The sequence below is a fragment of the Shouchella xiaoxiensis genome, assembly GCF_016907895.1.
GTDB lineage: Bacteria > Bacillota > Bacilli > Bacillales > Bacillaceae_D > Shouchella > Shouchella xiaoxiensis.
Genome location: NZ_JAFBCV010000011.1, coordinates 78,919 through 97,776, shown reverse-complemented (window position 1 = coordinate 97,776; position 18,858 = coordinate 78,919). Strand labels below are relative to the sequence as shown.

Below are 18,858 nucleotides of genomic sequence, written 5' to 3'. Positions count from 1 at the left end.
TTTGTTGGAAGATGAATGACTGAAGAGGGAGCTCTTTTAAACGCTTCACACGGGTTCTTTAACTGTGTTTTATTTGGATGTTAGTTTGAGTAAGCGCTAACATTGAGGTTGTTGTTGTTTTTCTTCTATATAAGGCATTTACCAATAAGTGAAACTCATGTATGCTTATTCATAGTTAAATGCGATAAAGTAGAAACGCTTAAACTCTACCTATGCATAATTCTATTGATAGTAGAGAGGATGGACGATTTTGAACCGTTCAGAGACAGTAGCATCCCAACCATTTATCCCTGTAATTCTGGGAGGAAATCTTGGTGTCTATAGCATTGCCCGATCATTTCATGAAGCTTATTATGTAAAATCAATCGTTATCAGCAGTAATGTATCAGGTCCGATTAGTCATGCGCCAATACTTGAAACAATTGAGAGACCTAATTATACAGATGAGAAAGAATTGCTAAACCTTGTTTCTGAGATTGAGACAACGTACGCGAATATCCCGAAATTCCTTATTGCAACAGATGATGGAAACGTAGATCGCATTATCGCCATACGTGAATTTCTGTCATCTGACGAGTGGATGGTCCCTTATACAACAAGAGAAAATATCGATATTCTAACAAATAAATCGAAGTTCTATGAGCTATGTGAAGAATTGGGATTAGATTATCCAAAACAACATACAATTCCTGCAAACGAAACAGAGGTGGCGGAGATTCCATTTACCTACCCTGTTGTGATTAAGCCCGCTAGAAGCATTTACTTCTCGCCGCTATCATTTGCTGGAAAAAATAAAGTCTATTTTGCTCAAAATGAAGAAGAACTGAAATCTTATGTACAAAAAATGCGCAATGGTGGTTATCAGGAAGAAATTATTATGCAAGAGTTTGTCCCTGGTGATGATACATCTATGCATATCTTGACCTGCTATACAGCTCAAGATGGTGAAACGAAGTTAGCTTCATTTGGACAGACATTGCTTGAAGATCACACGCCAAGCGCGATTGGTAACCCTGTCGTTATTCGGACAATGAATAATGAAGAAGTTGGCAAACAAGCGAAGAAGTTGATTGAACACATGAACTTTGTCGGGTTTTCCAACTTTGATTTAAAATACGACGAACGTGATGGCAAGTATAAATTTTTTGAACTGAATGCACGCCTTGGGCGAAGCAATTATTACGTAACGGCTGGTGGAAATAATACGGCCGAGTTTTACGTAAAAGATTTTCTATATAATGAACGTATTGAACCAGTAACAGGGCAAGAAGAAGTCTTGTTTTCTGTTGTTCCAAAAAACTTGTTGCTAAAATATGTGGAAGATCCAAAGCTTAAAGAAATTGTAAAAGAGTTTTATCGGAACAAGCAGGTGAAATCACCACTTGATTACAGTGGTGCCGGTAAAAACTTAAAGCGTCGCTTTTATGAAAATGCGGCGAAGATTAATTACTATCGTAAATTCAGCAAGTTTCCGCCAATTAATAAATAATGTTCTTGCAGGAAGGAGAGATCCATTTTGGATAATCCGGTTGGTGTAATAGGTGGGTTAGGTCCTAAAGCGACGATTAGCTTTATGAAAGGCATTGTTGATCAAACCGATGCTTCGTGTGATCAAGACCACCTAAATATTTTGCTGTTCCACCATTCATCCATACCTGATCGTACAGCATATATACTTGAGCCGGATCAAGCTGAGAATCCATTGCCAATGCTAGTGGATGATGTCAAACAGCTGGAGCAGGCTGGTGCTTCTTTTATTGCAATTCCTTGTAATACAGCCCACTATTTTTATGATGAGCTACAAGCACAAACGAACGTTCCGATTGTGCACATGATCCGTGAAACGGTTGGCGCCATTAAACGAAACAATCCAAAAGCAAAGCAAGTAGGGATACTGGCTACAGAAGGAACTGTGCAAGCACATCTCTATCAAAGTGAGCTTGAGCGAGTTGGGTTAACAAGCTATGCACCTCCTAGCTGGATGCAGGAGACGGTCAATGCGCTTATTTTTGATCAAGTGAAAAATGGCGATCCAATTGATTACCAAGCATATAACTATGTATTAGCGCAAATGTCTTCATATGGTTGCGATGTTGTCATTCTTGGCTGTACAGAACTATCCTATATTGAAGACACCGCTCCACTACACGGCTTCCCGGTTATTGATGCCCAGCGTGTTTTAGTTGAAACGACAATTGAACGCGGGGGGAAAAATGTAAAAAAAGAAGTACAGCGGTCAAAAATGACGTCATAAAAGCATCAACCCACGGGTTGATGCTTTTTTTATGCGAACAGGATGATATTGATAGCAGAAATACAAATTAAAGCAAATGTAAATCGCTTTACAAGCTTGACGTTTACGCGTTCAAAAATACGTAAACCCAAATTGGTACCGATTAATACAGCGACAATCCCAACAAGAAAGTATGTAAGAAAAGAGGGATAAAAATCACCATTCACAGCATGTATGGATACAGAGAAGATACTCGCAACTGTTGTGACTGCCTGCACACTCACAATATATGAGAATTTATGGGTGGGATAAATAAGCAAGAAGTAGATAACTAGAAAGGGTCCGCCAAGCCCAAAAACACCGCCGATAATACCGGATGCTAACCCGAGTCCGACTTGTAATACCCTTCTCTTGCTCTGAGTGGAATCACCAATTTTTTTAAGGCTTTTTGCTAAGCTCATTTGATAGAAGACAATGAGTAAAAGGGCAACACCGAGCCATGTTTTTAAAAAGTCCATTTCGCCGTATTGAGCAAGAATGAAAAAAGCAATCAAGCGACCGATCAGCACAATAATAAGAAAGCCTATTATTTCTTTCCATTTCAAATGCTTATAATGCTTAAAGGTGACTGTTAAACCAGAAATAACAAGTAAAGAAAGAACAAGTAAGGTTGTTTCTTTGACTGTGAGAAAAAATGGGAGAATCGCTGTAATAACAAGCCCTAATCCAAGTCCGGTAGCACCTTGGATGAAGGCCCCAATAAATACAGCTATAAAGATAATGGCAAGAAAGAACATAGTTGGTTCAACTCATTCCGCAGAAGATGATATGTGATATGTACTAAACGACTTTTTATAAAGTATAACACCTTATAAATTATTTTGTTAGAGAGCCGAAACATTCGCTTATATATGATGAGTACGACGCGTTTCACCTCAAAAGTGCGTTATAGAAGAGGTGGTTTACGTATTAATCAGTCTCAGGTCTTAGTTTAAGTTCAATCTCAAGCTCGTTTCTGATTAAAAAGGAAAAACGTAAACTAAGTATATGAAATGAAGAAGGAGGTGGATGAGAATGTCGACAAAGGCGTGGATGATTATTGGTGCTGTCGTGCTAGGAATTATTTTCTTATCTTCCCTAGGTGCTGTAATCGGACTTGGGGTAGGGGCAGCGCTTGCTTATTTAGGGTGGCGTCAAGCAACTTTAAGTGAAAGCATCGTTATGAAAGTCTTATGGTGGATGATCTTAGTGATTGGTGTGTGTGTGGGGATTAGCAGTTTACCTGGGATTATAGGAGTGATTGCGCTTTATTTACTCATTAAGCTATACGAAAAATGGAAAGAAACGAAGCTGTATTCATACGAAGACTAAATGAAATGAGGGAATGAAATGTCTATTTTTAAACAAATCAAAGATCAGGTTACAGCTGATATTGAGTCGGTTTTAGAAAAGAGTAGTAAATCAGTCCAAGCGGAATCAACGACATTCGATTCAGATTCCAAGAAGATGGAGAAGCAGATGAAGCAGTGGAAGCAAACCATAGAAAAGCAGCGTAAGCTTGAATACTATTTTATGGATGAATGGAAAGCTGCAGAAGAGATGAGCAAGAAGAGAAGAGACCAGTTAGCAGTGGCAACGGAAGCGAATGCATCTGATTTAATTGAACATGCACAAGCAGAAATAACTGGCTATGAAGAGCTTGCTAATGAATACAAAGAATCCTATGAAGAACAGCGTGAACGGGTAAAAAAATTAGAGGAACGTGGCCGAGAACTTTTCTTTATCCAAAAAAAATTGAAACGAATCCACCTGACGGAATTTGCGCGATCTGAAGAGACAAAAGCGGAAAAAGATGCAGCCAAATGGACATACTATTCGGAGGAAAACGGCAGACTTGATGAAGAAGAGACTGAACCGAACAAGGAAGAAGAAAGAACGTTACAGTTAAATTTTGATGCTGAAATTGAAAAGTTAAAACAAAACCAAACTGAACGTACAGGTTGAAGAGCGCCTATAGTATAATAAGGATTGCAAATACAACAGGGCGTATAAACCAGCAGTGAAGGAGGCAAAGACATGAAAAGAAATCGAACCGATATTGCGGCGTATATCCTCTTTGCCTTACTTGCTGCTACTTTTTTGGAATTACTGATTAGCGTAGGTCCATTTATTTTTCTAGCAGGATCATCGTTAATGATTTACTATGGGTTGAAAAAAATTAAAAAAAGAAAAGGGAAATTCTTTTTTTACAGTGGTCTAGTTATTTTCATACTGACTTTATTGTCATCTGGATTTTTCATTCTTACATTGTTTGCTTTGCTGTTTTACACGATGTACGTTTTCTGGGAGAAGGCACGTCATCCTCATACGATGGAAATTCGTTTAGAGGAAGGCATACAAACAAGGAAGAAAACCTTTTTCCGCAACATCATTTTAGGGGATCAACGTACTGGCAATCAGATTTTCTCAAGTGACAACATTAATATTCAAACGGGAATTGGTTCAACTGTAATTCATTTTGAAAATACGGTATTACCTAAAGGGGATACGGTAGTTATTGTGCGCGGGTTTATTGGTCGTGTTGAAATTTCCGTACCATATGATGTTGGGGTGCAAATTGATCATTCATCTTTTTATGGTCAATCCACTATCTTTGATCAGGCCGAACTAGGTTTTAATCAAAATGTAACGGTAGAAAATCCTTTATTTTCGGATTCTCCTCGCCGTTTGAGAATCTATACATCCCTTGTTGCTGGAGATATTGAGGTGATGTATCGATGAAAACGATGCGTTGGATTGGTGTAATTGTTTTTCTATTACTTAGTGTTTCGTTGCTTTTATTTTATGGCTATCTGGTAAATGAAGAGATTCTTGAATGGTCGTACTTAGTCTCCTTCGAACCTGGTAATTATCCAATTCCTTTATTTGTCTGGTTTGTTGCATGGTTCTTCCTTATTGCTGTGATTATTTATTTGACGGTCGTTCTCACTTGGAAAAGAGGGCTTAAAACATTCAGAAGCGCTGTACAAAAACTAAGTGAAGGTCATCTTAGCTCAGGGAAAAAAGAAGTTGAAGAACTATCAATTGACTTTAAGGAAGCCACGATACTCGTAACTGAAATGGAGCAACGTATTCGAAATCAAGCTGATCGATCTCAAAAGGTAATCGACCAGTGGACGGAAAAAGAAAACGAATTAAAGAATGAATTGGTCTTCCAAGAACGGCATCGAATTGCCAGAGAACTTCATGATTCAGTGTCGCAGCAACTATACGCAGCATCAATGTTACTGTCAGCTGCCGTTAACCAAAAAAACAGTAATGTAGAAAGTTTACAGAAACGTTGTGAACAAATTGAGAAAGTCGTTAACGATGCCCAAAATGATATGAGGGCTCTGCTCTTGCAACTAAGACCAATCCAGTTGGAAAATCAATCTTTTAAAGATGGAGTTGAACAACTTGTCCAAAGCCTCGCAGAAAAGCATCCAATTTCTTTTTCCGTACGCTTAAGTGATACAACTCTTTCGCCAGGAGTAGAGGATCAATTATTTCGAATTACACAAGAGGCAATTGCTAACGCGTTGCGTCATGCAAACGCCAATGAAATTAGCGTCTTTTATGAGAATTTAGATCACTTCACTGTTTTAAAAATAACGGATGACGGTACAGGGTTTGAACGAACCGAGTCTATGGGTGGCTATGGTCTAAACGGTATAGAGGAAAGAGCAGAAGAGATTGGTGGGACAATGCGGATTATCAGCGTTAAAGGACAAGGAACAAGTGTTGAAGTGAAGGTGCCCATTGTGGAAGGAGATGAGCTGAATGATTAACGTATTGCTTGTTGATGATCATGAAACAGTCCGTCTAGGTGTTTCTGCTTTTTTATCAACGCAAGAAGATATCCATGTAATAGACGAAGCAAAAAACGGATTAGAGGGTGTTGAGAAAGCACTTAATTTGAAACCAGACGTCATTGTTATGGATTTGGTCATGGACGAAATGGATGGGATTGAAGCAACGAGAAGAATAAAAGCGAGTTGGCCTCAAGCGAAAATCGTTGTGGTTACAAGCTTTGTTGACAGTGATAAGCTTCGTCCAGCACTAGAAGCTGGCGCTTTGAGCTATGTTCTCAAAACGTCGAGTGCAATGCAAATTGCAGATGCGATTCGAAAAACAAACAATGGTGAATCCGTGCTTGATGCTAAAGTGCAAGGGCAAATGATCTCCGCCTTTACAGCGGAGACGCCCCTACATCAAGCACTTACGAACCGAGAATTAGAGATACTGAAATTGATGTCTAACGGGAAAACGAACCAGCAAATTGCTGAAACGCTATTTATTACGATTAAGACAGTTAAAACGCATGTTAGTCATATTTTGTCGAAATTGAACGTGGAAGACCGCACTCAGGCAGTTATCTATGCTTTTAATGAGCAATTGTTTCAAAAGTGACGATCACCATAACAGTCTGGTGCCATGAAGCTCCTTTGCTCCAGTTGCTTCGTGTAGTAGCAAGGCATTTTGTGTTGTTACGCCGCCACCTGGCATGATAATCAATCGGTTTGCTGCGTAAGCTATGTAGGAAGCAATCTGAGCGCAATTGTCTTCAATTGCCGAATTTGTTCCGTGCATTAATATACGTGAAACGCCTAACTCAAAAAGTTGGTCAATCGCAGCGTATGGATCAGCAACCTGGTCAAACGCCATGTGGAACGTCACTTCATGAGGACGAGCTTCAGATACTAACCTTTCCATGGCCATTAAATCAATTGCATTTTCCTGCGTTAAACAGCCAATCACAAAACCAGCAGGCTTTAGCTCTTTCAATTGCTTTATATCGGAGAGCATGACCGTTATTTCACTCTCATTAAAGACAAAGTCACCGGCTCGAGGACGAATGAGCAACATAACGGGGATCGAAACTTCAGCACAACGATGGATTGCATACTGAGCCATCCCGTAGCTAACGGTTGTCCCACCAACCTCCAATTGATTACATAGTTCAATGCGGTCTGCTCCTGATGCAATCGCTTTTTCTAATAATGTGATATTTTCCAAGCAAACTTCCCTTTTAAAATCAGACACTGTTTTTCCCCTCTCGTTTTGTTCTGTATATTGTTTAATTCCTTTAGAAAAAAATGAACAAACGCTTCTAGCCTTAGACAAGATAATGAAGTAGAATAGGAGAAACCTCAAGAGGAGTGACGCCTATGATACGTATTTTAACGAGCGACGACAAAGAGTCTTGCTTGCAATTTTTAAAACAAAAAGCTGCGGAGAATTTATTCATTATTGGGGATATTGAAGCATTTGGCTTTGATCAGGATTTTCAAAAGATTTGGGGTGAATTTAATCAGGATAATCAGTTAATTGCTATTTTACTTAAATATTACTCCAATTATATTCCTTTTGCAAAAGGCCCATTTGATGCTAAAGGGTTTGCTTCTATTATGGGTAAAGATGATCATTTTGAGGCAATGTCGGGTTTAAAAGAAGTGACAGAAGCGATCGAACCACACTTAAAAACAGCTAAATCAAAACGTCAATTGTATTATGCGAAGTGTAGTCAACTAGAAAACAATCAACGGGTTGATACATCTTCAATTGAACTAGCGTCTGTAGCTGACGCCGAAGGGTTGCTTTGTTTTCTTAAAGAGATTCCCGAATTTGCTAATTCAATCCCAACAACGATTAAAAAGAAACAAGAGGACTTGGCGAATGGATTTTCCCGTGCCACTGTAATAAAACAAGATGGGCGTATTGTTGCGAGTGCATCAACGACTGCCGAAAATTCTGCATCAGCAATGATTGTCGGAGTAGCAACATTGCAAACACATAAACGAAAAGGGTACGCCACTGCTTGCGTTTATCAATTATGTAGCAAATTGTTTTCTGAAGGAAAAGAGGCTTGTTTATTTTATGATAACCCAGAGGCTGGGATTATTTACAAGCGGATTGGCTTTGAGGATATTGATCGATGGGTAATGTATCAATTCGATAAAGAATATGTAGCATCTGGCATCTAGCTGACCAGATGCTTTTTAATGTAATCGTAATAATATTGACACTTATAATATTTAAAGTGAAAATGGCGAAACGATGTAGTAAGTGATATGATGAGTAAGTGCAATTTGCATGTTTGCTTACAGTGTTTTGGAAATTCACTAAAGAAATCAAGGAGTACAAGCTATGAAAGCCGTTTTACACCTGCTAAAAGAGCAGTATGATAACAAACATTTGATTTTAAGACTGGCTGCGTTTGAACAACGAAGTAAATTCTTGCTTCATTATTTAGGTGCATTATGGCAAGTATTTAGTCCGCTTATGCAGGTAGTGGTCTTTTTTGTTATTTTTGGTCTCGGTATACGTCAAGGACAAGATGTTGGAGACACTCCGTTTTTCGTCTGGTTAATCTGTGGTCTAGTGCCTTGGTTTTTTATATTGCCAACTGTGCTGCAAGGGTCTGATAGCATATATAAAAAAATTAAAATGGTTTCTAAGATGAAGTTTCCAGTTAGTGTTTTACCATCAATTGTTATAGCTGGAAACTCAATTAGCTTCTTTGTTATGCTGGGGATTTTATGCATCGTCTTAGCGATTTATTCAATTTTCTCAGGTATTTATTTACTTCAATTGCCTTACTATATGTTGTGTTTATATGCATTTTTGTACGTTTTTACAATATTAAGTGCAACACTTGCGACAGTTGTTCGCGATTATTTTCAGCTCTTAGAAGCGGCGATGCGAATGATGTTCTTTCTCAGTCCAATCATTTGGGTTCCAAGTGCAATGCCTGCAAGCTTATTACCCATTTTACAGTTAAATCCGTTTTACTACATTATTAATGGTTTCCGGGATTCTTTTATTGGTGGTACTTGGTTTTTTGAAGATTTAACGTATATGATTTATTTCTGGTCAGGTATTTTGATTCTTGGATTTGTTGGTGCGCATGTGTTTAATAAATTTAAAAATAGCTTTGTGGATTACTTATAAAAGGGGCAATTGTTGATGAACCCTAAGATTAAATTAGAAGGTGTATCAAAAAAATATACATTGTTTCATAACAATGTTGAGAAACTAAAGGCGATGTTCTTTCCGAAAATGAGAGAACAGAACCGCGATTTTTATGCACTTAAAAATATCTCGCTTGAGATTTTTGAAGGCGAAACAATCGGGATTGTTGGAATTAATGGCTCGGGAAAATCAACAATATCAAACATCCTATCGAGTGTCATTCCTCCTACTGAAGGAGAGATGGATATTCGTGGTGAGACATCATTAATTGCAATTAATGTTGGACTAAGCAATAATTTAAATGGTTACGAAAACATTGAACAGAAGTGTTTAATGCATGGTTTTAATAAAAAACAAATTACTGAATTGATGCCTTCTATTGAAGAGTTCGCTGATATTGGTGATTTTATAAATCAGCCAGTTAAAAATTATTCATCTGGAATGAAGTCAAGACTAGGGTTTGCCATTTCGGCCCATACAAATCCTGATATTATGATTGTTGATGAAGCTTTATCCGTTGGCGATAAGACATTTTATAAAAAGTGTAAGGACAAAATTAATGAATTTAAAGCTGAAGGAAAAACAATTATCTTTATTAGCCATAATATTAGAGAGGTAAAAAATCTGTCAGATCGTGTCCTGTGGCTCCACAATGGAGAAGTTCGCGATTTTGGCGAAACAAAGTCTGTCATAACTAGTTATAAAGAATATATTAAATGGTTTAACAAATTACCAAAAGTTGAAAAAAAGGCCCATAAACAAGAGCTCAAGCAACTGCGGTCTGTCCAGTTAGATTCAATCGAAACCGAGGAAGAAGAACGACCTTACGATCCGGATCAAGCGCCTTTAAGGAAGAGCAAAAAAGGAAAAAAAGCTCGTAAAGTAAAGGATGACAAACGTGGAGTTCAGGCGGTCTTATTTTTTACCCAATTAGCATTGTTTTTGACGGTTTTTTTGTTAGCAGCTTATTTACTTGCTCTACAGCCATTTTTGGAATCGATTGGATCGAGCGAAGCGAGTGTTCATGAGGAGCAGATGGTTGAGAGCGTCAATGCTCCTTTAGAAGAGCTTAATGAGCTTGTTTTGTACGAATCAAGCATTGATGCAGTTGTTCAAGCAGCTGAAACAGCTATTTATACAGAACCGGATTTAGAAACACCCCAGTTGTATGTGCCGTTTGGAACTGAAGTTAAGGTTATTGGACATGATCAGTCTAATAGCCTTGTTGTGACTGAAAATGATGGTGATGATTTATTTCTAAAAAAAGAGGATCTCTTTTTAATCGAAGATAAGGGTCTTGATGTTGATTGGGACAGAATGGAACCGTTTTTGTCTGAGGATGTAAGGCTCTATTTACCTTTTTCTCTTGCCTATATCGGTGAGAGCCTAGAATCTGTTCTTAACCAAGTCAATTTTCTGACGGCAGATGAATATGGATTCGGCTACTACGAGACTGAAACGGGCATTCAGTACAAAGTGAATGAGCTTGGAACAATTGTTGCCCTCCTTATCCCTTTAAAGGGAGACCAAATGATGCACGAAAACACAAGTAATTATCAAGTCGGAAACCAGCATATTATTTTAGATGAAACGTTGAGCTGGGCTTATATCTATTCAAACAATTAATAGAAGAGGACTGATTTCTGTGGACGAATCTAAATTAATCGAGCTATTAAAAATACCGTCCCCATCAGGACATGAAGCGACTATTCAAAGCAAATGGTTAGACGATCTGAAGGATGCTGCAGATGAACTAGCAACAGATAATGCTGGAAATGCCATTGCCCGCATTAACCCCGATTCTCCTTACCAAGTTCTACTTGCTGGACATTGTGATGAAATAGGCTTCCTCGTGAAATCAATTGATGAGAACGGTTTCGTTTTTGTTGAAAAACTTGGAGGGATTAGTCACAAACCAGCTCTAGGAATGTCTGTGCAAATTCACGGCAAAAATGGAATAATGAGCGGTGTGATGGGAACAAATGCAGAGCATCATGGCGGAGCCTCGGATTCTTTTTCAATGGATGATTTATTTATTGACTGTGGGGCTCAATCGGCAGAAACGGTGAAGAATTGTGTGCAGATTGGTGATCCTGTAACCTATGAAGTTGAGCCTATGAAGATGAATAGCTACATAAGCGGACGTGGTTTAGACAATCGAACGGGTTCGTTTATTGTTGCGGAAGTAATAAGGCGTCTGGCAATTGAGCGCCCTGACGTTGGTGTTTGTGGTGTTAGTACAGTTAACGAAGAAACCAATATGGGTGGAGCCTATTTTGCGGGTGCGCAAATAAAACCAGACATGGCGATTGCAATTGATGTAACGTTTGCAACCGATTATCCCGGTGTCAACAAACAAAAGCATGGAGATGTTCGTTTGGGCAAAGGACCTGTACTTGCTAAAGGCGCTCCAATAAATTTAAAAATGAATCGCCTACTTGAAACGGTGGCGAAAGAGAAAGACATCCCTCTACAATATGAATTAACGCCGAGACGAACTGGTACGGATGCGGACCAGCTTCGCTTAACAGGCAAAGGTGTGCCAGTTGCGCTCGTATCTCTTCCTCTTCGCTATATGCATGCGCCAAGGGAAGTAGCCTCTTTGCAGGATATGGAACAAGAAATTGACCTATTAGTTGGTTTTATTCAGAAACTAACGGTTGATCAAGACGTAAAGCCTGTATCTCTACCTAAATGATGCAAAAGACAATCAGTCAACTGACTGATTGTCTTTTTTTATAGGAGAAAAAATAAAGAGAAAGTGGCCACCAAATGGCAATGAAAATGGGGTAAACGGCCCAAATGGTTGCCGGGGAAGTGATGTAATTCACGCAAACAAAGAAAATCGAAAGCATGCTAAAAGCAATCATGGAAAATAAGAATGGCTTTTGACTAAAGTAGAGCGCAACAGGCCACCAGAGAACAACGAAAATGGGATAGATCGCCCAAGCAATTTCAGGTGTTGTAATCGCATTAAGTGAGACAAAGAAGCTAGCAATGAAAACAGAGCTTATAATGGAATAGAGCTTATAATTTTTAGCAAATGCCAGAGACAGGGGCCACCACAAGAGAGCAAAGGCAGGAAAGAGCGCCCATGGAAATGAAGTCTGCATGTAAACATTTAAGACAACGTAATAAAGGATAATACTCAGTGAAGCAACGCTTGCAAATAAAGTCGTTTTTGCATAACGGCCAACAAAAGCTGAAATAGGCCACCAAAGAAGCGGAAACCAGAAGTACATAAACCAGAGGTATTCAGGAGTTTCTAATAAATTAATGAGCAAAATGATTAAAAGAATGGATACGGTCATAAGAGAGGAATAAAGAATATAACCGTATCGCTTGTTTAACAGAAGCACAAAAGGGCTTAAGAGTAAAAATAAAGCGACATATAGAGGTGACCAATTGGCTGGAGCTGTAAACAAGGTCACAATTAATAATGCACCTACCAACAAAAACAGAAAAGAACCCCCTTTGAAGGTTATGTTCATTGCTGCGCTCCTTTTTGTCGGCGCCAATAGTAAAACATCGCTAATGGCCACCACAGCACCACAAAAGTGGGATAGACGAACCAGATTGTATTTGGAGAATAATAGTAATTAATGAAAATAAATAGAGCAATAATTAAAGCGCTCCCCCATAAGGAAAAGCCTAAATTCAATTTAGGATATCGTTGCTGGCCTGTGGGAGGAGTTTTTCCCTCATTTTGTTCAAATCCTACTTCAGAAATAAGGTCATCAATATCGCCTAAATCAACGATCGCTTTGTTGATTGCATCTTCCTCGTTCTTTCCAATTTCAATTAAATCATAAACTTTCTCCTCTAAATTCGCTATAATCTCTTCTTTTAATAGTACAGTTTGTTTAGACTGTGGGGTATTACGAAACAAATGCTCGACATGAGATCGAATCGTTTTCATTACACTTCACTCCTTCATAAATAAATCAACGACTTGCTTTAATTCCTTCCACTCAGCACTGAGCGATCTTAGGTATGACTTCCCGTTTCCAGTAATTGTATAGTACTTGCGTTTGCCACCATGTGAATGTTCCCCGTAATAAGAGCTGATGTATGCTTTTTTTTCTAGCCGTTGAAATACGGCATATAACGTGCCCTCTTTCACTTCGAACTTTCCTTCTGTTCGTAAACTAATCTCTTTGGAAATATCGTAGCCATAACGATCGTCTTCAATAAGCAAGCTTAATACGATTGAATCCAAATGACCTCTTAAGATGTCACTTCGAATGAGAACACCTCCTTAGCAGTAATTACTCTATCTACATGAGTACTATCTGATAGAGTAATCATAATGGGAAGTACTCTATCTGTCAAAGTACTATTAAATAATTTAGTGGAAAGAGATTGTAAATGCGCTTACATCGCGGTAAAATTACTTTATACTAAATCGATTTAGTTAAGGGTGGAGAGCTGTAGTGAAGCGAATTACGATGGAGGATGTGGCACAAAAAGCGGGTGTTTCTAAAAGTACCATTTCACAATATGTAAATGGACGCTTTCATTATATGGCTACTGATACAAAAGAAAAAATTGAAGAGGCAATTAAGCAACTAAATTATCGACCAAATGCACTTGCACAAGGATTGCGACAGAGAAAATCAAAAACGATAGCGGTAATTGTGGCCAACATTCTTCACGCATTCTCAACTGAGGTAATACGCGCTATTGAAGACACATGTCATGAACAAGGTGTACACGTAATTGTGTGCAATACTGATAATGATGTTGTAAAAGAGAAGAACTATTTGGAGATGCTTTATGCAAAGCAGGTCGATGGTTTTATCGTTTTTCCAACAAACAAAAATGTACAATTATTAGCGGCTTATGCAGAAGAAGGGTTTCCCCTCGTATTTGTTGACCGGATACTTGAACAGGTAAGCGTTAACACAGTGCTTGTTGATAACAATGAGATGATTCGAATTGCTGTAAGGGCATTAGTGGCAAAAGGAAAAAGCAAGATTGTGTTAATGCTTCCTGAAATGAACGACCCTATTACGCCAAGAATTGAAAGGCGAGAAGCATTTGAATCCATGATTATGGAACTTGGTTTATCCGAACAGGAAAATCAAATGATTGCCGTGCCAATAGACAAAATTCCATCCGAACTAAAGGCAATATTAAACGGAAAAAATCGACCTGATTCCATTATTGCAGGTAATGATTTTGTATTAAAAAAAACACTCCATTGTTTACAAGAGCTTGCTGTTCAAGTTCCGGAAGAACTAGCACTAGTTGGACTGGATGACGTTCCTTTTGCATCCTTTATGAAACCAGCAATTACTACAGTCGCGCAGCCAACTTATGCCATTGGTAAGAAAGCGGCTACCTTACTGCTTGAAGGAATCGCTGATGATAGCAGGCTAGAAGAGTATTCAATCTATCGATTTAAACCAATTTTTAAGGGAAGAAATTCGATTTAATCCATGCATAATTTAACCAACTAAAAATGTGGAGGTAAAGACATATGATGAAAGATGTTATTACAATTGGTGATGCAATGATTGCTTTTTCCCCAAGCTCGACAGGCCCGTTAAAGTTTGTTCAATCATTTGAACGGAGAATTGGTGGAGCAGAATTAAATGTCGCAATTGGTTGTGCTCGATTAGGGCTATCATCTGGGTGGATTAGTCGCTTAGGTAAAGATGAATTTGGACAGCACATTAAGACATTTGCTCGAGGCGAAGGAATTGATACGACTGAAGTTGGACTTGTTGAAGGGTATGCAACGTCTTTGTTATTTAAGGAATTAATGGCGAGCGGAGCAGGGCGTACGCTGTATTACCGCAAACCGTCGCCAACAGAAACATTAACACCAGACGATTTAAAACCAGATTATTTTAAACAAGCTAAGATTCTGCATTTAACCGGTATTTTTCCTGCATTATCGCAAATGAATGTCGAGGTTACGAAGCGAGCAATAAAGCTCGCAAAAGAACACGGTGTCAAAATTGCTTTTGATCCCAACATACGCTTACGTCTTTGGAGTAAAGAAGAAGCTCGGCAGACACTATTTCCATTATTAAAAGATGTTGATATTTTGCTAGCCGGTGATGATGAATTAGAATTGTTACTCGGCACAAGTTCTCATGATGAAGTGATTAAGCAAACGGTTGAGATGGGTATTGAATATACAATCATTAAACGAGGTGAAAATGGTTCGATTGGTCACTACAATGGAGAAACACTTAAAGCCAATCCTGTACTTGCAGCAAAAGTTGTGGACACAGTTGGGGCAGGCGATGGATTTGATGCTGGTTTTTTGTATGGCTATTTGCAAGGTTGGTCGCTTGAAAAGATGCTGTTATTCGCAAATACAATAGGATCAATGGTTGTTGAAGTAATTGGGGATAATGAGGGTTTGCCTTACCTTGAGGAAGTTCAGGCACGACTTGGAGAAATTGAGCGGATTGAGCGATAGAGTGCCAGCTCTACCAGAAAAATAAATGAGCCATTTAAAGTCAGGAGAAGAGAAGGATAGACGACAACATGATTGACACTGTATTTAACTTTAGAATATTGAATGAACAAGATTTGAGCCAGCTGCTATCTTTACAAAATCATGTTTATGAGACATTAACTAATCGTGCCACATTGGCTACGTTAAGTAAGACAGAATACACCGCCCTGTTGAATGGAAAGGGTTTATGTATAGGAGCCTTTAAAGGCAATGAGTTAATTGGCGCACGGGCTTTGCTCATTCCATCAGTAGGTGATGACGATCATCTAGGAATTGATGCTGGGCTAGAGAAGCAGGAATTAAGTAAAGTCATTTACCAAGAAATTAGCCTTGTACATCCATTATTTAGAGGGTGGCGCTTACAGCAACAAATGGGGGAAAGGCTAATGGACTTGCTTGTTAACGCAGATGGTAAGTACCGCTATGTGTGTGCAACGGTTGCCCCCGGAAATATAGCAAGCTTGAAGGATAAATTAAAGCAAAATATGGAGATCGTTGCTTTAAAAAAGAAGTACAACGGTAACTGGCGCTACGTTTTCTTTAAAGATTTGAACCAAAACAAAGTCAATCAAGTGTTTGATGATCAACAGTGGTTGCCCTCGGACAATCTTTCTGAGCAAGAAAGCTTATTAAGAAGAGGGTATCAAGGAGTAGAGATTCAAATAGAGAATGAAGAGAGCAAACTATTGTTTGTAAAAGAAACAAAGCCTAAGAACAAATAAAATGTTCTTAGGCTTTGTTAATACATCAAGCTAATTTAGCTCTTCGCTTATTTACATAAACAATTAATGCCACGAGCCCAACACCAATGCCTCCAAGGATGGCGGCGACAATGTAAGCTGTAGTGAATGAGCCGGTCGTTTCTTGAAAATAGGAGGCGATCCTAGGTCCAACAAAGGCTCCTCCTGAATAGCCGAGAAAAACAATCGCATAATTCATACCAAAGTTCTTTTCCCCAAAAGTCGTTTTTGTGAGCGGTGGGAAAACCACTAACAGTCCACCAAAAGAAAAACCAAGTAAAACAATGCAAAGTGTAGAGAAGACAGTATTCGTATCCATCGTCATTAAAAGAAGAGCTGTAATCGTCATGATTAGATTAATCATTAATGAAATATAAGAGCCAAATCGATCATAGATAACGCCGAAGCTTAAGCGGCCAACAAAATTGGACAGCGTACTCACACTGACGCTTTCTTTCTATGATGAAGTGCCCGTCATTCGTGAGCTTGCTGAATCAAAAATAAGAGAAAGGTCATTGGAAGAGGATTCATTATTAATGGTTGATTTAAAGCTAACAGAGATAATCGGTAAATTGGGTCTTGCAACTGATGAAGAAGAAAAAGCCGTGCTTGAACAGGATTATCATATTTTACTTGAAAAAAAGAAAAGATTAAGGCAACAATAGGTAAGATTGAATGAGAAAAGGTGGTACGAATGAACGTTTATTTCCTATTAATTGCTGGGGTTGCGATTCTGTTCTTTCTTTATCAAAAGAATAAAGAAGTTATGAAGCAACTGAGCTTTGCACAGATTGTAGGGGTCTTACTTGCATACTCACTATCAATAGCACTTATTCTATTAGCTATTGTTTACGTTGGATTTCCGCTAACAGAAAGTATTTCAAATAGTATTGTTCAACTAATTCTTCGCTTTTTATTTGTTATCATTGTTTTATTCACAGTGATGTTCTTTCTCGAGAAAACAGCTCGGAAAATAACCAATGGTGTGTTTCCACAGAGGAACGAAGAAGAATAAACCAAAGCATTTGCTTTGGTTTTTTTTATTTTAAGGTTTACAGTCGACATAATCCGGGAATGGGAAAGTATCCTGTCGTATGGACTTTAGGTTGAAAGAGATCGAAAAAAAGCGAATATTGTTGAATAGAGTCGAATATGGCATGATTTAAAAGCTTGACTAAAGTCAGTTTAGCGTGAGCAACGGTTAAGACGTTTGCTTCATGAATAACGCTATATAGCCTATTTGCTCAATAGAAAACGCTTTACTATAATGGATAGCATTGGTACAGAAACACCTTTTATACAGTAACATCATCCACTATTGGATGTAAAAATACATGAAAAAGGGGTAAATCAATGAAGAAGTTAATAATGGGGTCAAGTTTAGTTGCAGCGCTCGCTCTGCTGTCGGCATGCGGGAGTGATTCAGGAGATGATGAAATCTCTGTCATTACGTTTGCCGATGCAGGGTGGGAAAGTATCCGCGTTCACAACGCCATTGCACAATTTATTATAGAAAATGGCTATGAGTACGAGACAGAAACAACAATGGGATCTACTGCAATTACCGTTCAAGGGCTGCGTGATGGTGATATTAATGCCTATATGGAAATATGGACAGATAACATTCGTGAGCTTTATGATGAGTCGATTGAATCTGAAGAAATTATTGAAGTTTCAACAAACTTTGATGATAACGTCCAAGGTTTGTATGTCCCAACCTACGTTATTGAAGGCGATGAGGAGCGTGGCATTGAACCAATGGCTCCTGATTTAAGAACGGTAGAAGACTTAGCAAATTATCCAGAAGTATTTCAAGATCCAGAAGATTCAAGTATGGGTCGTATCTTAAATGCGCCAAGTGATTGGGCGGTACATGAAGATATGAGCATTAAGTTTGAAACATACGGATTAGGAGATACATTTAACTTATTCTCACCAGGATCAGATTCTGCCATGGTTATTGATTTAGTGCGAGCATATGAAGCTGGTGAAGGTTGGGTCGGTTATTATTGGGAGCCAACAGGCATTACAGCTCAATATGATTTAACGCTACTTGAGGAAGCTCCTTATGATGAAGAGCAGTGGAATGAAGATCGTTCAACAGAATTCCCACCTAATGATGTAACCGTTGCAGTCAATCAGCACTTGCCAGATCAAGCGCCAGAAGTAGTCGAATTTCTCGAGAACTATGAGACGAGCAGTGAATTAACTGAAGTTGCACTTGCTTATATGGAGGAAGACGGTCTTTCGGAAGAAGAAGCAGCAATGCGCTGGATGGAAGAGCACCAAGACCTATGGACAAGCTGGTTACCAGATGACATTGCAGATAAAGTCTTAGACGCTATGGAATAAAAGTGTGGCTAGCTTCGCGCTAGCCTACTTGTTGTTGCTAGAAAAAA

Annotated in this window: 22 protein-coding genes and 1 pseudogene; 17 read left to right on the top strand and 6 right to left on the bottom strand. The window is 38.7% G+C overall.

Features of this window, described 5'->3' with window-relative positions:
* The first annotated feature begins 250 nt into the window (after positions 1-250).
* Together JOC54_RS16205 and cuyB are read left to right on the top strand one after the other, a co-directional pair.
* A complete protein-coding gene (locus JOC54_RS16205; RefSeq protein WP_204467505.1) occupies positions 251-1,489 on the top strand; it encodes a carboxylate--amine ligase in 1,239 nt (412 codons plus the stop codon).
* Positions 1,490-1,516: 27 nt separating this feature from the next.
* The gene (gene cuyB, locus JOC54_RS16200) at positions 1,517-2,254 is read left to right on the top strand and encodes a cysteate racemase (RefSeq protein ID WP_204467503.1); all 738 of its coding nucleotides are present in this window, start codon (positions 1,517-1,519) and stop codon (positions 2,252-2,254) included.
* Positions 2,255-2,283: 29 nt separating this feature from the next.
* Here cuyB and JOC54_RS16195 read toward each other — a convergent pair whose 3' ends face one another.
* Entirely contained in the window at positions 2,284-3,030 is a 747-nt protein-coding gene (locus JOC54_RS16195; protein ID WP_204467501.1) for a sulfite exporter TauE/SafE family protein, read from the bottom strand.
* 277 nt (positions 3,031-3,307) lie between these two features.
* Between JOC54_RS16195 and JOC54_RS16190 the strand changes: the two genes are divergently transcribed.
* From JOC54_RS16190 to JOC54_RS16170, 5 genes are all read left to right on the top strand, one after another.
* A complete protein-coding gene (locus JOC54_RS16190; RefSeq protein WP_204467499.1) occupies positions 3,308-3,604 on the top strand; it encodes a lmo0954 family membrane protein in 297 nt (98 codons plus the stop codon).
* 18 nt (positions 3,605-3,622) lie between these two features.
* Positions 3,623-4,237 carry a hypothetical protein gene (locus tag JOC54_RS16185; protein ID WP_204467496.1) on the top strand — a complete coding sequence of 205 codons (615 nt, stop codon included), beginning with the start codon at positions 3,623-3,625 and terminating at the stop codon, positions 4,235-4,237.
* 72 nt (positions 4,238-4,309) lie between these two features.
* Entirely contained in the window at positions 4,310-5,014 is a 705-nt protein-coding gene (liaF, locus tag JOC54_RS16180; RefSeq protein ID WP_204467494.1) for a cell wall-active antibiotics response protein LiaF, read from the top strand.
* Positions 5,011-6,060, top strand: a complete 1,050-nt coding sequence (locus JOC54_RS16175) for a sensor histidine kinase (protein WP_204467492.1) — start codon at positions 5,011-5,013, stop codon at positions 6,058-6,060. Before liaF ends, JOC54_RS16175 begins: the two co-directional genes overlap by 4 nt.
* The gene (locus JOC54_RS16170) at positions 6,053-6,682 is read left to right on the top strand and encodes a response regulator (RefSeq protein ID WP_035418832.1); all 630 of its coding nucleotides are present in this window, start codon (positions 6,053-6,055) and stop codon (positions 6,680-6,682) included. The genes JOC54_RS16175 and JOC54_RS16170 overlap by 8 nt, the downstream gene beginning before the upstream one ends.
* A 3-nt stretch (positions 6,683-6,685) precedes the next feature.
* Here the strand turns inward: JOC54_RS16170 and JOC54_RS16165 are convergent, their stop codons facing one another.
* Complete coding sequence (locus JOC54_RS16165) at positions 6,686-7,315, bottom strand: copper homeostasis protein CutC (protein WP_204467489.1); 630 nt, start codon at positions 7,313-7,315, stop codon at positions 6,686-6,688.
* A gap of 125 nt (positions 7,316-7,440) precedes the next feature.
* Between JOC54_RS16165 and JOC54_RS16160 the strand changes: the two genes are divergently transcribed.
* The 4 genes and pseudogenes from JOC54_RS16160 (at position 7,441) to JOC54_RS16145 (ending at position 11,942) form a co-directional block, all read left to right on the top strand.
* On the top strand, positions 7,441-8,256 hold the full coding sequence (locus JOC54_RS16160) for a GNAT family N-acetyltransferase (RefSeq protein ID WP_204467487.1): 816 nt from the start codon (positions 7,441-7,443) through the stop codon (positions 8,254-8,256).
* 163 nt (positions 8,257-8,419) lie between these two features.
* Positions 8,420-9,223 (top strand): ABC transporter permease, encoded by an 804-nt coding sequence (locus tag JOC54_RS16155; protein ID WP_204467485.1) that lies wholly within the window; start codon positions 8,420-8,422, stop codon positions 9,221-9,223.
* A 15-nt stretch (positions 9,224-9,238) separates the two neighbouring features.
* Positions 9,239-10,018: pseudogene (locus tag JOC54_RS23460) on the top strand (ABC transporter ATP-binding protein); the annotation flags it as partial.
* An 862-nt stretch (positions 10,019-10,880) separates the two neighbouring features.
* The gene (locus JOC54_RS16145) at positions 10,881-11,942 is read left to right on the top strand and encodes a zinc-binding metallopeptidase family protein (RefSeq protein ID WP_204467577.1); all 1,062 of its coding nucleotides are present in this window, start codon (positions 10,881-10,883) and stop codon (positions 11,940-11,942) included.
* A 16-nt stretch (positions 11,943-11,958) separates the two neighbouring features.
* Here JOC54_RS16145 and JOC54_RS16140 read toward each other — a convergent pair whose 3' ends face one another.
* The 3 genes from JOC54_RS16140 to JOC54_RS16130 are packed head-to-tail and all read right to left on the bottom strand — an operon-like array spanning position 11,959 to position 13,463.
* Positions 11,959-12,735, bottom strand: coding sequence for a hypothetical protein (locus JOC54_RS16140; RefSeq protein WP_204467480.1), 777 nt, complete (start codon positions 12,733-12,735; stop codon positions 11,959-11,961).
* Positions 12,732-13,163, bottom strand: a complete 432-nt coding sequence (locus JOC54_RS16135) for a permease prefix domain 1-containing protein (RefSeq protein ID WP_204467478.1) — start codon at positions 13,161-13,163, stop codon at positions 12,732-12,734. The genes JOC54_RS16140 and JOC54_RS16135 overlap by 4 nt, the downstream gene beginning before the upstream one ends.
* A 6-nt stretch (positions 13,164-13,169) precedes the next feature.
* Complete coding sequence (locus JOC54_RS16130; protein WP_235194505.1) at positions 13,170-13,463, bottom strand: PadR family transcriptional regulator; 294 nt, start codon at positions 13,461-13,463, stop codon at positions 13,170-13,172.
* Positions 13,464-13,677: 214 nt separating this feature from the next.
* Here JOC54_RS16130 and JOC54_RS16125 point away from each other — a divergent pair, with 214 nt between their 5' ends.
* From JOC54_RS16125 to JOC54_RS16115, 3 genes are all read left to right on the top strand, one after another.
* The gene (locus tag JOC54_RS16125) at positions 13,678-14,682 is read left to right on the top strand and encodes a LacI family DNA-binding transcriptional regulator (RefSeq protein ID WP_204467476.1); all 1,005 of its coding nucleotides are present in this window, start codon (positions 13,678-13,680) and stop codon (positions 14,680-14,682) included.
* A 47-nt stretch (positions 14,683-14,729) separates the two neighbouring features.
* Entirely contained in the window at positions 14,730-15,680 is a 951-nt protein-coding gene (locus JOC54_RS16120) for a sugar kinase (RefSeq protein ID WP_204467575.1), read from the top strand.
* Positions 15,681-15,748: 68 nt separating this feature from the next.
* On the top strand, positions 15,749-16,441 hold the full coding sequence (locus JOC54_RS16115; protein ID WP_204467474.1) for a GNAT family N-acetyltransferase: 693 nt from the start codon (positions 15,749-15,751) through the stop codon (positions 16,439-16,441).
* Positions 16,442-16,466: 25 nt separating this feature from the next.
* On the opposite strand, the gene JOC54_RS16110 is transcribed toward JOC54_RS16115, so the two are convergent.
* Positions 16,467-16,901, bottom strand: a complete 435-nt coding sequence (locus JOC54_RS16110) for an MFS transporter (RefSeq protein ID WP_204467471.1) — start codon at positions 16,899-16,901, stop codon at positions 16,467-16,469.
* Here JOC54_RS16110 and JOC54_RS16105 point away from each other — a divergent pair.
* The 3 genes from JOC54_RS16105 (at position 16,885) to JOC54_RS16095 (ending at position 18,811) form a co-directional block, all read left to right on the top strand.
* Entirely contained in the window at positions 16,885-17,124 is a 240-nt protein-coding gene (locus tag JOC54_RS16105; protein WP_204467469.1) for a hypothetical protein, read from the top strand. The genes JOC54_RS16110 and JOC54_RS16105 overlap by 17 nt on opposite strands.
* Before the next feature lie 29 nt (positions 17,125-17,153).
* On the top strand, positions 17,154-17,474 hold the full coding sequence (locus JOC54_RS16100) for a hypothetical protein (protein ID WP_035418840.1): 321 nt from the start codon (positions 17,154-17,156) through the stop codon (positions 17,472-17,474).
* A gap of 338 nt (positions 17,475-17,812) precedes the next feature.
* Positions 17,813-18,811 carry an ABC transporter substrate-binding protein gene (locus JOC54_RS16095; protein WP_035418841.1) on the top strand — a complete coding sequence of 333 codons (999 nt, stop codon included), beginning with the start codon at positions 17,813-17,815 and terminating at the stop codon, positions 18,809-18,811.
* The last annotated feature ends 47 nt before the right edge of the window (positions 18,812-18,858 follow it).

Bases quoted from the DNA above. Each gene is read 5' to 3' on its own strand.
- JOC54_RS16190 (WP_204467499.1), top strand. From the start codon at position 3,308: ATGTCGACAAAGGCGTGGATGATTATTGGTGCTGTCGTGCTAGGAATT.
- JOC54_RS16135 (WP_204467478.1), bottom strand. From the start codon at position 13,163: ATGAAAACGATTCGATCTCATGTCGAGCATTTGTTTCGTAATACCCCA.
- JOC54_RS16120 (WP_204467575.1), top strand. From the start codon at position 14,730: ATGAAAGATGTTATTACAATTGGTGATGCAATGATTGCTTTTTCCCCA.
- JOC54_RS16100 (WP_035418840.1), top strand. From the start codon at position 17,154: ATGAACGTTTATTTCCTATTAATTGCTGGGGTTGCGATTCTGTTCTTT.
- JOC54_RS16095 (WP_035418841.1), top strand. From the start codon at position 17,813: ATGAAGAAGTTAATAATGGGGTCAAGTTTAGTTGCAGCGCTCGCTCTG.
- JOC54_RS16175 (WP_204467492.1), top strand. From the start codon at position 5,011: ATGAAAACGATGCGTTGGATTGGTGTAATTGTTTTTCTATTACTTAGT.
- JOC54_RS16115 (WP_204467474.1), top strand. From the start codon at position 15,749: ATGATTGACACTGTATTTAACTTTAGAATATTGAATGAACAAGATTTG.
- JOC54_RS16170 (WP_035418832.1), top strand. From the start codon at position 6,053: ATGATTAACGTATTGCTTGTTGATGATCATGAAACAGTCCGTCTAGGT.
- JOC54_RS16185 (WP_204467496.1), top strand. From the start codon at position 3,623: ATGTCTATTTTTAAACAAATCAAAGATCAGGTTACAGCTGATATTGAG.
- JOC54_RS16195 (WP_204467501.1), bottom strand. From the start codon at position 3,030: ATGTTCTTTCTTGCCATTATCTTTATAGCTGTATTTATTGGGGCCTTC.
- liaF (WP_204467494.1), top strand. From the start codon at position 4,310: ATGAAAAGAAATCGAACCGATATTGCGGCGTATATCCTCTTTGCCTTA.
- JOC54_RS16155 (WP_204467485.1), top strand. From the start codon at position 8,420: ATGAAAGCCGTTTTACACCTGCTAAAAGAGCAGTATGATAACAAACAT.
- JOC54_RS16140 (WP_204467480.1), bottom strand. From the start codon at position 12,735: ATGAACATAACCTTCAAAGGGGGTTCTTTTCTGTTTTTGTTGGTAGGT.
- JOC54_RS16160 (WP_204467487.1), top strand. From the start codon at position 7,441: ATGATACGTATTTTAACGAGCGACGACAAAGAGTCTTGCTTGCAATTT.